The following is a 13,807-nucleotide window of genomic DNA, read 5'->3' on the forward strand; positions in this document are numbered from 1 at the left end:
GATAACTTTGTGAGGTGGCTACAATGGATCCTCCAAAAATATGAGCAACCTACAAAATCCCCCCGCCTTGAATTCAGTCAGCCCCTTGGGTTTTTGGGATAGCGCCCTTGGTGCCCTGTCCCGCGAGCTGTCGCCTCAGCAGTTCAAAACCTGGATACAGCCCTTAACGCTTATTTCTTTTGAAGAGAGTGAACATTCACTAACATTGGGTGCACCAAACCGATTTAAGTTAGACTGGATTAAGAAAACTTTTGCGGACCGCTTTCAAGAGCTTGCCTCCCAATACTTTGGCAACCCAATTAATGTCAGTTTCGTACTTGCCTTAGAGGGCTCAGCAAGCCCCTCAGTAATGATTGCCGCCAAAGAAGTAGAGGCCTCTGAGGCCAGGGTAGCCATTGAGGTTGCCCCTACCATTTCTGTGGAAGAGCAGTCTTTCGAGATTGAGGATCACTCAAAACTAAACCCAAACCTCACCTTTGAAACCTTTGTAACCGGTAAGGCAAACCAACTAGCAAGGGCCGCATCGATTCAGGTTGCCCACAACCCGGGGACATCCTACAACCCCATGTTTTTATACGGTGGGGTTGGTTTAGGAAAAACCCATTTAATCCATGCGATTGGCAACCACCTTTTAAAAGAAAAGCCAAATGCCCGAATTCGCTATATTCATGCGGAACAATATGTTTCAGATGTGGTTAGGGCTTACCAACAAAAAGCCTTCGACCGCTTTAAGCGCTACTACCACTCGCTAGACCTTCTATTGATTGATGATATTCAATTCTTTAGCGGAAAATCGAGGACTCAAGAAGAGTTTTTCTACGCTTTTGAAGCCCTGTTGAGCAACAAGTCCCAGGTCATTATTACGAGCGACACCTATCCCAAAGAGATGGCAGGAATTGACGATCGCCTGATTTCTCGTTTTGACTCTGGCCTAACGGTCGCAATCGAGCCCCCTGAGCTAGAGATGCGGGTAGCTATTTTGATGAAGAAGGCTGTGAGCGAGGGCATCCCCATGAGCGAGGATGTTGCTTTCTTTGTAGCAAAACACCTACGCTCAAATGTTCGTGAGTTAGAGGGGGCTTTACGTAAGATTTTGGCTTTTGTTCGCTTCCACGGTCGCGAGGTAACCATAGAGGTTGCGAGAACCGCCCTTAAGGACCTTCTCTCAATCCAGAACCGTCAAATTTCTGTCGAAAATATTCAAAAAGCTGTTGCTGATTTTTACAGCATCAAGGTCGCGGATATGTATTCGAAAAAGCGTCCGGCTAATATTGCGCGCCCACGCCAAATCGCCATGTTTATGGCAAAAGAGTTGACCCAAAAAAGCTTCCCTGAGATCGGCGAGCTCTTTGGTGGAAGAGACCACACTACCGTTCTACACGCCGTTCGAAAGATTGGTGACGAACGGGCGCATGATAGCCAGTTGAACCATGAAATTCACGTTATCGAGCAAACCTTGAAAGCATAATTTTTTGCCTGTGGATAAGCTTGTGGGTAACCATGGGGATATGTTTGGGGATTAGTTGTGGATAAATTGTGAAGAGTCCACACTTCATGCAAAAATAGGGTGTTGGTAAAAAGCTATCCCATTTTTATGCAGTCTTTATACAGAAGTTTTCCACAGATTTTTAGACGTTTAATGTGTTGTTTTGTTTGAGGTTTTTGACTTATCCACGGAAAAACGAAGCCTTATTACTATTACTACTAAGATATATACAAGGATTTAAAAGCAATGCAACTTGTTAACACCTCTCGCGATAATTTATTGAAACCACTACAAGTGGTTAGTGGGATTGTTGAGCGTAGACATACACTTCCCATTTTGGCTAACCTCTTATTTAAAAAGAGTGGCGAGAAAGTGTCTTTTGTTTCTACTGATATCGAAATTCAAATTACCACTAACGCAAATTTTGGCGTTGGCTCAGAGGATGTAACGACAACCGTGGCAGCAAGAAAGTTGTTGGATATTTTGCGCGCTTTACCAGAAGGGCCGGTATCGCTCAATCTTAAAGACAATCGCATGGTAGTACAGAGTGGCAAAAGCCGCTTTTCGCTGCAAACCCTATCTGCTACAGAATTTCCTGTAATGCAAAGTATTGGTGAGGTGACGGCAGCCTGGAAGATGTCACAAAAGAGTTTCCGCCAACTTATTAGTCAAGTTCATTTCTCAATGGCGCAGCAAGATATCCGTTATTACCTAAATGGTATGTTGTTGGTGATTGAGGGTAAAGAGGTTGTCGCTGTTGCAACTGACGGTCATCGCTTGGCGTTTTCCCAAGTGGAGCTTGCTGAAGCTCCGTCTGGTTCAGGTCAAAGACAAGAAATTATTATTCCTCGCAAAACCATTCTAGAGTGCCAACACCTTCTTGAAGATTCTGATGAGCCTTTAGAAATCAGCTTAACCGCAAACCAGGTGAAGTTCGCCTTTGGGGACATTGAGCTTATTTCTAAACTGGTTGAAGGTAAGTTTCCAGATTTCCAAAGGGTAATTCCCAAGGGACATAAAAACTCTTTAATAGTTGATCGCGATGTACTGCAAGCCGCACTTCAACGCGCTGCGATTTTGACCACAGACAAATTTAAAGGGGTTCGTTTTTCCCTATCACCAAATCGCATTACCGTTCAATCAACCAATGCTGAGCAAGAAGAGGCGCAGGAAGAAATTGAGACCGAATATGGCGGCGATGCAGTAGAGATTGGATTTAATGTGAGTTATTTACTAGACGTCTTAGCAAATCTAAAGAATGAAAAAATTCAAATTAGTTTGGGAGATGCAAACAGTAGTGCTGTGATTACATTACCTGGATCAGAGAACTTTAAGTACGTTGTAATGCCAATGCGCATTTAATTTAGAAGAACATGACTGAAGAAAAAAAAGTAGTAGAGCAGTACGGCGCCGCATCGATTCAAATCTTAGAGGGTCTAGAAGCTGTTCGTAAACGTCCTGGTATGTACATTGGAGACACCTCTGATGGCACAGGATTGCACCACCTTGTTTTTGAGGTTTTAGATAATTCAATCGACGAAGCATTAGCGGGATACTGCTCCGAGATTACGGTTGTTATACAAACCGATAATTCCATCTCAATTGTGGATAACGGCCGGGGTGTACCAACTGGCATCAAGTACGACGACAAGCATGAGCCAAAGAGAAGTGCGGCTGAAATTGTGATGACTGAGTTACATGCTGGTGGTAAGTTTGATCAAAACAGTTATAAGGTTTCTGGTGGTTTACATGGCGTGGGTGTAAGTTGCGTCAACGCACTCTCAAAGTGGTTAAAGCTCACGATTCGTCGCGACGGCAAAGCACATTACATGGAGTTTGCTCGTGGCGTTATTCAGAATCGGAACATCCAACAGGAAAATGGCGTTGTCACCTCACCCATTACCGTTACAGGCGACACCGAACTTTCAGGTACTGAAGTTCATTTCTTAGCCGACGAAGAGATTTTTGGAAATGTTGAGTTTCATTACGAAATTCTAGTAAAGCGTATTCGTGAACTCTCGTTCTTGAATAACGGGGTACATATTAAATTGATTGACCAGCGTACTGGCCAGGAAGAAGACTTTGCATTTTCTGGCGGCGTCAAAGGTTTTGTTGAGTACATCAACCAAACCAAAAATGTTTTACACCCTAATATTTTTTATGCCGAAGGCATTCGCCCTTCCGACCTCGGTGGTCAAATTACTGCTGAAGTTTCAATGCAATGGAATGATAGCTTTAGCGAACAAGTGCTTTGTTTTACCAACAACATTCCCCAGCGGGATGGCGGCACCCACTTAACTGGTTTGCGTGCTGCGATGACGCGAGTTATTAACAAATATATTGATGAAAACGAAGTAGCCAAAAAAGCAAAAGTAGAAATTTCCGGCGATGATATGCGCGAAGGCCTTGCCTGCGTCTTGTCGGTGAAAGTGCCGGAGCCAAAATTTTCTAGCCAAACAAAAGACAAGCTGGTTTCAAGCGAAGTTCGGGGGCCGGTAGAAGAAATTGTTGCTGAGGCCTTAAGCGCTTACCTGCAGGAGCGACCAGCCGACGCAAAAATTCTTTGTGGAAAAATTGTCGACGCTGCTCGTGCCCGTGAAGCTGCGCGTAAAGCGCGCGACATGACAAGACGCAAGGGCGCATTAGATGGTTTGGGTTTGCCTGGTAAGTTGGCAGACTGTCAAGAAAAAGACCCGGCAAAGTCCGAGTTATTTATTGTTGAGGGCGACTCCGCGGGTGGCTCTGCCAAACAGGGGCGAGATCGTCGCTTCCAGGCAATTCTTCCTTTAAAGGGAAAAATCCTGAACGTTGAAAAAGCCCGCTTTGACAAAATGTTGGCAAGCCAAGAGGTTGTAACACTCATTACGGTATTGGGCACCGGTATTGGTGTTGAAGAATATAAAGCTGACAAACTTCGTTATCACCGCATCATCATCATGACCGATGCGGACGTAGATGGAAGTCACATTCGTACACTGCTCCTAACGTTCTTCTATAGGCAGATGCCAGAGCTGATTGAGCGTGGCCACATTTATATTGCTCAGCCACCACTCTATAAAGTGAAGTTTGGTAAGAGCGAGCAATACATTAAGGACGATGCAGAGCTCAATCAATTGTTGCTAAAGATCGCCCTAGAAACCGCCTCTCTCCAGACCCCGACGGGAGAGTTGATCGAGGGCGAATCATTGAACGAGTTGGCCAAGCACTACCAAGTCATACAGTCGATTGTCGATCGTTTATCTCGCACCATTGATGAAGATGCATTGCGAGCCATTGCTTCTGGTACTCAATTGAATTTGGATACCGAAAAATCAGCGCATGAATCTGCGGACCGATTAAGGTTGGCTCTTGCCGATTCACTCAATCCACTGGCTCTGCCACCAGAAATTATTGTGCAAAAAGAAGATCGCACTGAGCGTTTTCGTTTGTTGTTATCACGCCGTATTCATGGCAACCTCAAGCTATCCACAATTAATTCTGACTTTGTTCATGGCGATGACTATCAAAGCCTTGCGAATGCAGCAGCTGTTTTGTCGGGCAGGGTTTTGCCTGGCACACGGGTGCGCCGCGGCGATCCAGATAAGAATCAAAAAGAGCAAACCATTAATGACTTTAGGGGCGCTTTTTCTTGGTTGTTGTCCGAGGCAGAGCGTGTCTTAAGCCGCCAGCGATATAAAGGTCTTGGTGAGATGAATCCATCCCAACTATGGGAAACCACCATGGATGCGAGCTCTCGCACTTTGTTGCAAGTAAAAATCGAAGATGCAATTGCTGCGGATCAAGTCTTTACAACGCTGATGGGCGACGAAGTGGAGCCCCGTCGCGCATTTATTGAAAAGAACGCACTTATTGCTCGCAACCTAGACGTTTAAATATGGCATCTAAAAAATTAAAACCACCAAAGGTGGACCGGTCTTTTATTGTTGTGAAGTCTTCACCGATCCATGGTAAAGGCGTTTTTGTAGTTAAGCCTATTAAAAAGGGTCAGGTAATCATTGAGTACAAAGGGGAGCGCATTAGTTGGAAGCTTGCCGAGAAGCGCCATCCACACAACCCCAAAGACCCAAACCATACATTTTATTTTTCCCTAGATGATGGTCGCGTGATTGATGCTAAGTATGGCGGTAATGCTGCGCGTTGGATTAATCACTCTTGTAAACCTAGTTGCGAAACGCGCGAAGATATCTACGATGGTAAGCCACGCGTTTTCATTTATGCCAAGCGAGCCCTTAAGGTTGGTGAAGAACTTTTTTATGACTACTCCCTGGACATTGAGGGTCGCGTCACTAAGCAGATGAAAAAAGATTACGAATGTCGTTGTGGGGCTAAAAAGTGCCGCGGCACAATGCTTGCGCAAGATAAAAAATAAACCACGCACTTTTTATGTTGTACATCACCATTCAAGAGCTTGAGGCGGCCATTAATTATTGGCGCAATCAATCTCCAGCGGTGGGGGATGAGTTGCGTTTATGTCCCGAAGCGGCGGCCCTTGCCAAACCATATGCCCTCATGATTGTTCAGGGCTCGCAACGGATGCCGCTGGATGTTTTGGATGAGCTTGCAAGAACTGCCATCCAAACATTTAATAAGCTGACCCAAAGCTAAGCTATAAACCCCTAAAGTTTAGGGTTATCGCTATATAAAGCAAGCCCGTCTTGGGGTATCCTCAATACCTTGCCCCAGCAAAGGGTAGAGGACAATAGATTGCAAGAAACAATATTAGAGACAATTGGCCTGGGGAAATCCTTTAAGGGGTTTTCTGCTGTTACTGATGTTAACTTAAAGGTGTCAAGGGGGAGTATTCATGCCCTCATAGGACCCAATGGAGCGGGCAAAACCACATGTTTCAATTTGCTAACTAAATTCTTAGAACCCAGTAGCGGTCAAATCCTATTTAATGGTTTAGATATTACAAGTGAGGCCCCAGCCTTAATTGCACGACGGGGAATTATTCGCTCCTTTCAAATTTCAGCTGTTTTCCCCCATTTAAGCGTTTTAGAAAACGTTCGTGTTGCGCTGCAGCGAGGGTTGGGTACCGAGTTTCATTTTTGGAAATCCGGCGACTCTCTCAATATTCTGAACGATCGCGCCCTAGAGCTGCTCCATGAAGTTGGGTTGGAGGGGTTTGCCCACGAGCAAACTTTGAACCTGGCTTATGGACGTAAGCGAGCGCTAGAAATTGCAACCACTCTAGCCATGGAGCCAGAATTAATGCTCTTAGATGAGCCTACGCAAGGGATGGGGCACGAGGACGTAGAGCGCGTCACAGAGTTGATTGACCGTGTTGCTAAGGGACGCACCATCTTGATGGTTGAGCACAATATGAAAGTTGTTGCTTCGATTGCTGATCGGATTACTGTGCTCCAGCGCGGGGCTGTTTTGGCAGAAGGCCCTTATCAAGAGGTTTCGAAAAACCCGCTAGTGATTGAGGCCTATATGGGCAGCCACGGGGGCGATAATTTATGAGCGGTATGGCGCTAGAGGTTAAAAATTTAGAGTCCTGGTATGGGGAGTCCCATATTTTGCATGGTGTAAATTTTGCGGTGCGCGATGGTGAGGTTGTCACGCTTTTAGGGAGAAACGGCGCTGGTAGAAGCACCATTCTGAAAACTATCTTGGGCATGACCAGTAAGCGTAAGGGTGTTATCAATGTCTTTGGAGTTGAGACTGTCGATCTCCCAACCTATCAAATCGCTCGCCTAGGCATTGGCTATTGTCCAGAAGAGAGGGGTATTTTCGGTAGCCTAGACGCGCAAGAGAACCTACTCCTTCCCCCAAAGGTTTCTTCTGGTGGCATGGAGCTAGAAGAAATTTACGAGATGTTCCCAAATCTTTATGAAAGAAGAAACAGTCCGGGCACCAGACTTTCTGGTGGTGAGCAGCAAATGTTGGCAATGGCTCGAATTTTAAGAACTGGCGCCAAACTTTTGTTGTTAGATGAGATCACCGAAGGCCTCGCGCCTGTGATTGTCGAAAAACTTGGTGAAGTGGTATCTAAATTAAGAAATAAGGGCTTTACGATTGTGTTGGTAGAGCAAAACTTTAGATTTGCGGCGGAGCTTGCAGACAGACATTATGTGGTTGAAAGTGGTTTGATAGTAGAGGTGGTTGAGCGTGCAGACTTAAAGGCCAAGGCCGAAGTCTTAAACGGTTATTTAGGCGTTTAGTCGGGTGTTTACTTTTAAAGGAAAAACAATGAAGCGGACTTTAATTTCTATGGCAGTGGCAGCCCTAGCTGCAGTTTCTAGTGTTGCGAATGCGGCGGATCCATCCGCTGTAAAAATTGGTTTTATTACTGATATCTCTGGTTTGTATTCAGATATTGATGGTCAGGGTGGTTTGGAGGCGATCAAGATGGCTATTGCCGACTTTGGCGGCAGTGTTTTGGGTAAAAAAATTGAAGTGGTTTCAGCGGACCACCAAAACAAAGCCGATATTGCTGCATCTAAAACTAGAGAATGGATTGACCAAGACGGCGTTACCGTTGTCTTTGGTGGAACTAACTCCGGAACTGCGCTAGCAACTTCAAAAGTGGCCGCAGAAAAAAAACGGATTTACATCAATAACGGCGCTGGCACTTCCGCATTAACCAATGAACAGTGCACCCCATACACCATTCACTACACCTATGACACGGTTGCTTTGGCAAACGGCTCAGCTAAAGGGATGATGGACAAAGGCTTAAAGACTTGGTATTTTTTGACTGCTGACTACGCTTTTGGTTATGCCCTTGAGAAAGATGCAACCAACGTGATTAATGCCAGCGGTGGAAAGGTTTTGGGAACATCAAAGCACCCACTCAATGCGAGCGATTTTTCATCTTATCTATTGCAGGCACAGGCTTCAAAAGCTCAGGTTTTGGGCTTAGCTAATGCGGGTGGTGACACCATTAATTCCGTTAAGGCCGCCAATGAGTTCGGCATTACCAAAACCATGAAGATTGCTGGTTTATTAGTATTTATTACTGATGTGCACGCAATTGGCATCCAAAATGCACAAGGCTTGCTAGCTACCGAGGCCTGGTATTGGGATCAGAACGACCAGACTCGTAAGTTTGCAAAACGTTTCTTTGAAAAAATGAAACGCATGCCAACGATGGTTCAGGCAGGCAACTATTCATCTACGATGACTTATTTGAATGCTGTTAAAGCGGCCGGTACCAGTGATTCGGACAAAGTGATGCAGCAAATGCGCAAGGTCAAAATTAACGATATGTTCACGAAAAACGGTTATATCCGCAAAGACGGAACCATGGTTCACGACATGTACCTTTATGAAGTAAAGACCCCAAGCGAAGTCAAAAGTCCATGGGATTACTACAAGTTAGTTGCTACCGTGCCTGGGGAAAAAGCTTTTGCTCCAGAGGCTTATTCTCAGTGCGCTAATAAGTAATTTTGGAAATCTTCGGCCTTTCTATTTCCGCTCTGTTAAGCCAGCTCCTTTTGGGGCTGGTTAACGGCAGCTTCTATGCAATCCTCAGTTTGGGATTGGCGGTAATTTTTGGCCTGTTAAATGTGATTAATTTTTCACATGGCGCCATGTTTATGTTGGGCGCTATTGTGACTTGGATGGCTGGGCAATATTTTGGAATTAACTATTGGGTGATGCTCATACTGGCCCCAATCATTGTTGGCTTGATTGGCATTGTGATTGAGCGTTTATTGCTAAGGCATTTGTATAAGCTAGATCATTTGTACGGATTGCTGTTGACCTTTGGTTTAACGCTTTTTATCGAGGGCGTGCTGCGCTCCATATATGGCGCTTCGGGTTTGTCTTATAGCGCTCCCGATGCCTTGCGCGGAGCCACCGATTTAGGTTTTATGGTTTTGCCAAACTATCGTGCATGGGTGGTGCTTGCTTCCCTTACGGTATGTTTTGCCACGTGGTACGTGATAGAAAAAACTAGCATTGGCGCTTATTTACGCGCTGGCACAGAAAACCCAACACTAGTTCAGGCATTTGGGGTGAATTTTCCTCTGATGACAACATTGACTTATGGGTTTGGGGTTGCACTTGCGGCATTTTCAGGCGTGCTCGCTGCACCGATTATTCAGGTTTCTCCGCTGATGGGGTCTAACCTCATCATTGTTGTGTTTGCTGTGGTGGTGATTGGCGGCATGGGTTCTATCATGGGGTCAATTGTTACTGGCCTAGGATTGGGTTTGGTTGAGGGCTTGACCAAGGTGTTTTATCCAGAAGCTTCAAGCACTGTGGTATTTGCGATCATGGTGATTGTTTTGCTCTTTAGGCCGGCAGGCCTGTTTGGGCGTGAAAAATGAAATCACTTAAGCTCTGGCTTTTTCTGGCAATACTTGCTGTCGCAATAGCGGCACCATTTTTTGCTTACCCTATTTTCCTAATGAAGATTTTATGTTTTGCTCTTTTTGCGGCAGCATTTAATTTATTGTTGGGCTATACAGGCCTTCTATCTTTTGGCCATGCCGCATTTTTCGGTGGCGCCGGATACTGTGCGGGATATTTGATGCGAGAAATGGGCGTTGGCCCGGCAGGCGGAATCTTGCTTGGGGTTTTGTTTGCTGCAGCCTTGGGTGCGCTGATTGGCGGCCTTGCAATTAGAAGACAGGGCATTTACTTTTCTATGATTACTTTGGCCTTGGCGCAAATGTTTTACTTTATTTGCCTGCAAGCCCCAGCTTCTGGGGGTGAGGATGGCTTTCAGGGCATCCCGAGAGGCGAGCTGTTTGGCCTAATCAACTTACAAAATGACTTAAATCTTTATTACTTTGTTTTGGCTACAACACTTGTTGGGTTCTTATTTATTTCAAGAATCATTTCCTCCCCGTTTGGACAGATCCTAAAAGCAATTAAAGAAAACGAGCCGCGTGCAATATCTCTAGGCTATAACGTCAATCGTTTTAAGTTTTTAGTATTTATTTTGTCTGCTGCACTAGCTGGTTTGGCTGGGGCCGTTCAAGCATTGGTATTAGGCTTCGAGACTCTGACAGATGTGCACTGGTCAATGTCCGGCTTGGTTATTTTGATGACCTTGGTTGGTGGCGTTGGCACCTTGGTGGGCCCATTTGTTGGGGCGCTGGTAATTGTTCTGCTTGAACATAGAGTGGGTGAGATTGGAAACTTCTTAGCTCAAATTACGGGTGTCGCGTGGTTTAACTCTTTGGGCGAGTCCGTTACCATTGTTACGGGCCTGATATTTGTTTTCTGTGTAATGGCTTTTCGCCGCGGATTGGTTGGTATCTTTACTAAAAAGTAATAGCTTTACTGTTGTGTACAAGCCCAACCGAGATCAGCAAGCGCCCCCGCTTTTGCCCCGTTTTCAATGGCATCACTTGCATTGGCATTGCCATCCATTGCGCGTTTAGTAATGCCGTGCAAAATTGCCGAAATTCGAAATAAGTTGTAGGCCATCAAAAAAGGCCAGTGTTCTGAAATCGATCTTCCCACTTGTTTTTCATACATAGCGATATATTCAGACTCACTAGGAATTCCTAGTGCAAGTAAGTCGAGACCTTGTATTCCGCGCCATAGGCTTGGCGGGATTCTCCAGGCCATGCATTGGTAAGCAAAGTCAGCCAACGGGTTGCCAAGCGTAGAAAGCTCCCAATCCAAAACGCCGATGATGCGTAAATCCGTTTTGTGAAAGATGAGGTTGTCCATGCGAAAGTCGCCGTGGATGAGCGAGGTTTCGTCTCCAGCAGGAATGTGCTCGGGCAACCAGTCCATCAATTTATTAAGAGAATCGGGTATGGCAATACTCGATTCGCGCACTTGCCGAGACCAGCGCGCAATTTGTCTTGCAAAATAGTTGCCAGGCTTACCAAAAGTTTCTAATCCAAGCGACGCATAATCTAGGCGATGTATAGCAGAGATGGTGCGATTCATTTCTTCATAAATCTTACGACGATCATTTGCTGATATGTCTGGCAAAGACTGATCAACGAATACCCTTCCATCAAGATATTCCATGATGAAAAAGGCGGTTCCAATAATGCTCTCATCTTCACAATAAGCTAGCATTTGGGGAATCGGTACGTCTGTACCTGCCAGCGCTTTCATCACGCGATGCTCTCGATCAACTGCATGCGCTGATGGTAATAAAACCCCATTCGGTTTTTTTCTAAGCACGTAATGAGAACTGCCGTTAGTAATTTTGAATGTCGGGTTCGATTGGCCACCAGTTAGCTGGCTAAGCTCAATGCGGCCTCTAATAAACCCTAATGAATTTAAGTACTGCTCAAGCGACTCTTGAAAAGAGGGGGTTTGTATAAGCAATTTGTATTTATAAGCCGTTAATCAGGTGGCCGCTATCTACCGCAATAGTTGCACCGGTCATTGCAGTGCTAGCGTCAGAGGCTAAGAGCAATAATGGCCCATTCAAGTCTTCTAAATTATTAAAGCGCCGTGAAGGGATGCGTGCCAGAATTTTTTGTCCAGCTTCACTTAGTAGAAATTCGCGATTGAGGTCAGTAATCACATAGCCTGGTAACAAGGCATTGACGCGGATTTGATGACGCGCTAACTCAAGAGCCATTACTTTTGTGAGTTGCACCACGCCCGCTTTTGAGATGACATAAGGGGCTACCCCGCCAATGACTCGCTCCCCCAAGATAGAGGCAATATTGACAATATTTCCAGGCTTATTGGCTTCCGCTAGTCGCCGCGCCGCTTCGGTAGCAACCAACCAACAGCCCTTCAGATTCGTATCGATTACCCGATCCCAGTCTTCCTCAGTTTGGTCAAGTAATTTGCGATTGATGCTCATGCCAGCGTTGTTGATAACGATCGTCGGCAATGACCACTGCGCAAGCTCATCAAAACACTGCGCCACACTTTTGTTGTTCGTGACATCAAGCTCAAATGCTTTTGCTTGGCCGCCCAATTGAGTAATTTCATCGACTACAGCTTGAAGTTGGTCTATACGTCGAGATGCGATTGCTACCTTTGCGCCAGCCTTGGCAAGCAGTAGCGCGCAATGCTTGCCGATACCACTCGACGCGCCCGTTACAAGCGCTGTTTTATTATCCAATCGAAACAGCTGATTGATATCCATCACTTAGTTTCTTTATTTCCAATAATTTTGCGAGCCATGCTCCAACGATGAACTTCACTTGGGCCATCATAGATTCGGAAGCCACGCATATCTTTAAAAATTTTCATCAGCGCGGTTTCACCGGTGACACCTTGGCCACCCAACATTTGTACGCAACGATCTACCACTCGCCACTCGGTCTCAGAGCAAATGACTTTTGCGCGACTAGACTCAAAATTACAGCGTTGCCCTTGATCCAAAAGCCAGGCAGTATGCCAAATATTTAGTCGAGAGGTTTGCAGATCCATATCGTTATCTGCCAACATAAATCCAACGCCCTCATGCTCGCCTAAAATTTTCCCAAAGGCTTCTCTTTTCTTTGCGTAGGCAATTGCAATGTCTTGCGCACGTTGCGCTTGACCAAGCCAACGCATGCAATGGGTTAGTCGCGCAGGTGCTAAACGTACTTGAGCATTTTTAAAGCCCTTACCAAGCTCACCCAATATTTGTTTGGAAGAGACGCGTAAATTTGTGAACCGAAGAACGCTATGTCCGCCAGCAAAGCAGCTATCCATCGCATCCATATTTCGAACAAGCTCAATACCTGGCACATTCATGTCTGATAAAAACATGGTGGCAGAGCCATCTTCCCCGCGGGCCATGATGATGACAAAGTCTGCTCCATCGGCTCCAGTAATAAACCACTTTAGACCGTTAATAAGATAATCTTCACCATCTTTAGTGGCTGTGGTCATGAGCATTGAAGGATCTGAGCCAGCCCCGGGAGCAGGTTCTGTCATGGCAAAACATGAGCGAATTTTTCCTGCAACTAAAGGGCGAAGCCAACGCTCTTTTTGTTCTGGACTAGCAATTTCTTCTAGTAAATGAATGTTGCCTTCATCGGGCGCGTGGATATTCATCGCAGTCGGCCCTAATGAAGAGTAGCCCGCCTCTTCAAAAACGATGGCTTTTTCTATATGACTTAATCCTAAGCCACCCATTTCAATCGAAGCGTGTGGCGTTAATAAACCCGCTTTTCGAGCAAGCTCGATCAATTCCTTACGTAACTCTTCGGAGGGACCATGTTCATTTTGGCGCGGATCTTTTTCGAACGGAATCACTTGATCGCGAATAAATGAGCGCGTCCGATCCCGCAACCCTTCTAGTTTGGGCGTTAAAGAGAAGTCCATTGCTAGATTGTAATAGCAGGCAAAACTGAAATTACACTTAAAACTTCCTATGACTAAAATACATTTTGAATAAGGCTGCCACGTAAGACCTTATGATTATTTTTTAATTGAGCCCTTTATCGA

Annotated in this window: 13 protein-coding genes; 10 read left to right on the top strand and 3 right to left on the bottom strand. The window is 45.5% G+C overall.

All coding sequences use genetic code 11. The features are described 5' to 3' along the window. The first annotated feature begins 40 nt into the window (after window positions 1–40). The 10 genes from dnaA (at window position 41) to AOC29_RS00050 (ending at window position 10,718) form a co-directional block, all read left to right on the top strand. Window positions 41–1,468 (top strand): chromosomal replication initiator protein DnaA, encoded by a 1,428-nt coding sequence (dnaA, locus tag AOC29_RS00005; RefSeq protein ID WP_215296061.1) that lies wholly within the window; start codon window positions 41–43, stop codon window positions 1,466–1,468. A gap of 264 nt (window positions 1,469–1,732) precedes the next feature. Beyond that, entirely contained in the window at window positions 1,733–2,848 is a 1,116-nt protein-coding gene (gene dnaN / locus AOC29_RS00010; RefSeq protein WP_215296062.1) for a DNA polymerase III subunit beta, read from the top strand. An 11-nt stretch (window positions 2,849–2,859) separates the two neighbouring features. Beyond that, on the top strand, window positions 2,860–5,358 hold the full coding sequence (gene gyrB, locus AOC29_RS00015; RefSeq protein ID WP_215296063.1) for a DNA topoisomerase (ATP-hydrolyzing) subunit B: 2,499 nt from the start codon (window positions 2,860–2,862) through the stop codon (window positions 5,356–5,358). A 2-nt stretch (window positions 5,359–5,360) separates the two neighbouring features. Continuing rightward, entirely contained in the window at window positions 5,361–5,855 is a 495-nt protein-coding gene (locus AOC29_RS00020; protein WP_215296064.1) for an SET domain-containing protein, read from the top strand. A 14-nt stretch (window positions 5,856–5,869) separates the two neighbouring features. Continuing rightward, window positions 5,870–6,091 (top strand): DUF3717 domain-containing protein, encoded by a 222-nt coding sequence (locus AOC29_RS00025; RefSeq protein WP_215296065.1) that lies wholly within the window; start codon window positions 5,870–5,872, stop codon window positions 6,089–6,091. A gap of 99 nt (window positions 6,092–6,190) precedes the next feature. Further along, window positions 6,191–6,952 (top strand): ABC transporter ATP-binding protein, encoded by a 762-nt coding sequence (locus AOC29_RS00030; RefSeq protein ID WP_215296066.1) that lies wholly within the window; start codon window positions 6,191–6,193, stop codon window positions 6,950–6,952. Beyond that, window positions 6,949–7,653, top strand: coding sequence for an ABC transporter ATP-binding protein (locus AOC29_RS00035; RefSeq protein WP_215296067.1), 705 nt, complete (start codon window positions 6,949–6,951; stop codon window positions 7,651–7,653). The genes AOC29_RS00030 and AOC29_RS00035 overlap by 4 nt, the downstream gene beginning before the upstream one ends. A gap of 28 nt (window positions 7,654–7,681) precedes the next feature. Beyond that, window positions 7,682–8,878 (top strand): ABC transporter substrate-binding protein, encoded by a 1,197-nt coding sequence (locus tag AOC29_RS00040; protein ID WP_215296068.1) that lies wholly within the window; start codon window positions 7,682–7,684, stop codon window positions 8,876–8,878. A 2-nt stretch (window positions 8,879–8,880) separates the two neighbouring features. Next, the gene (locus AOC29_RS00045) at window positions 8,881–9,765 is read left to right on the top strand and encodes a branched-chain amino acid ABC transporter permease (RefSeq protein WP_215296069.1); all 885 of its coding nucleotides are present in this window, start codon (window positions 8,881–8,883) and stop codon (window positions 9,763–9,765) included. Continuing rightward, window positions 9,762–10,718: a branched-chain amino acid ABC transporter permease gene (locus AOC29_RS00050; RefSeq protein ID WP_215296070.1), complete on the top strand. Its 957-nt coding sequence runs from the start codon at window positions 9,762–9,764 to the stop codon at window positions 10,716–10,718. The genes AOC29_RS00045 and AOC29_RS00050 overlap by 4 nt, the downstream gene beginning before the upstream one ends. 5 nt (window positions 10,719–10,723) lie before the next feature. Here AOC29_RS00050 and AOC29_RS00055 read toward each other — a convergent pair whose 3' ends face one another. Genes AOC29_RS00055 through AOC29_RS00065 form a run of 3 tightly spaced genes read right to left on the bottom strand, consistent with a single transcriptional unit; the run spans window position 10,724 to window position 13,684 of the window. Beyond that, on the bottom strand, window positions 10,724–11,737 hold the full coding sequence (locus tag AOC29_RS00055; RefSeq protein ID WP_215296071.1) for a phosphotransferase family protein: 1,014 nt from the start codon (window positions 11,735–11,737) through the stop codon (window positions 10,724–10,726). A gap of 7 nt (window positions 11,738–11,744) precedes the next feature. Then, a complete protein-coding gene (locus AOC29_RS00060; RefSeq protein WP_215296072.1) occupies window positions 11,745–12,515 on the bottom strand; it encodes an SDR family NAD(P)-dependent oxidoreductase in 771 nt (256 codons plus the stop codon). Beyond that, a complete protein-coding gene (locus AOC29_RS00065; protein ID WP_215296073.1) occupies window positions 12,515–13,684 on the bottom strand; it encodes an acyl-CoA dehydrogenase family protein in 1,170 nt (389 codons plus the stop codon). Before AOC29_RS00065 ends, AOC29_RS00060 begins: the two co-directional genes overlap by 1 nt. Window positions 13,685–13,807: the final 123 nt, after the last annotated feature.

This window comes from Polynucleobacter sp. JS-JIR-5-A7 (assembly GCF_018687935.1).
Lineage (GTDB): Bacteria > Pseudomonadota > Gammaproteobacteria > Burkholderiales > Burkholderiaceae > Polynucleobacter.

Excerpts from the sequence above, each read along its gene's own strand:
- dnaA (WP_215296061.1), top strand. The coding sequence starts at position 41 with ATGAGCAACCTACAAAATCCCCCCGCCTTGAATTCAGTCAGCCCCTTG.
- dnaN (WP_215296062.1), top strand. The coding sequence starts at position 1,733 with ATGCAACTTGTTAACACCTCTCGCGATAATTTATTGAAACCACTACAA.
- gyrB (WP_215296063.1), top strand. The coding sequence starts at position 2,860 with ATGACTGAAGAAAAAAAAGTAGTAGAGCAGTACGGCGCCGCATCGATT.
- AOC29_RS00020 (WP_215296064.1), top strand. The coding sequence starts at position 5,361 with ATGGCATCTAAAAAATTAAAACCACCAAAGGTGGACCGGTCTTTTATT.
- AOC29_RS00025 (WP_215296065.1), top strand. The coding sequence starts at position 5,870 with ATGTTGTACATCACCATTCAAGAGCTTGAGGCGGCCATTAATTATTGG.
- AOC29_RS00035 (WP_215296067.1), top strand. The coding sequence starts at position 6,949 with ATGAGCGGTATGGCGCTAGAGGTTAAAAATTTAGAGTCCTGGTATGGG.
- AOC29_RS00040 (WP_215296068.1), top strand. The coding sequence starts at position 7,682 with ATGAAGCGGACTTTAATTTCTATGGCAGTGGCAGCCCTAGCTGCAGTT.
- AOC29_RS00050 (WP_215296070.1), top strand. The coding sequence starts at position 9,762 with ATGAAATCACTTAAGCTCTGGCTTTTTCTGGCAATACTTGCTGTCGCA.
- AOC29_RS00060 (WP_215296072.1), bottom strand. The coding sequence starts at position 12,515 with ATGGATATCAATCAGCTGTTTCGATTGGATAATAAAACAGCGCTTGTA.
- AOC29_RS00065 (WP_215296073.1), bottom strand. The coding sequence starts at position 13,684 with ATGGACTTCTCTTTAACGCCCAAACTAGAAGGGTTGCGGGATCGGACG.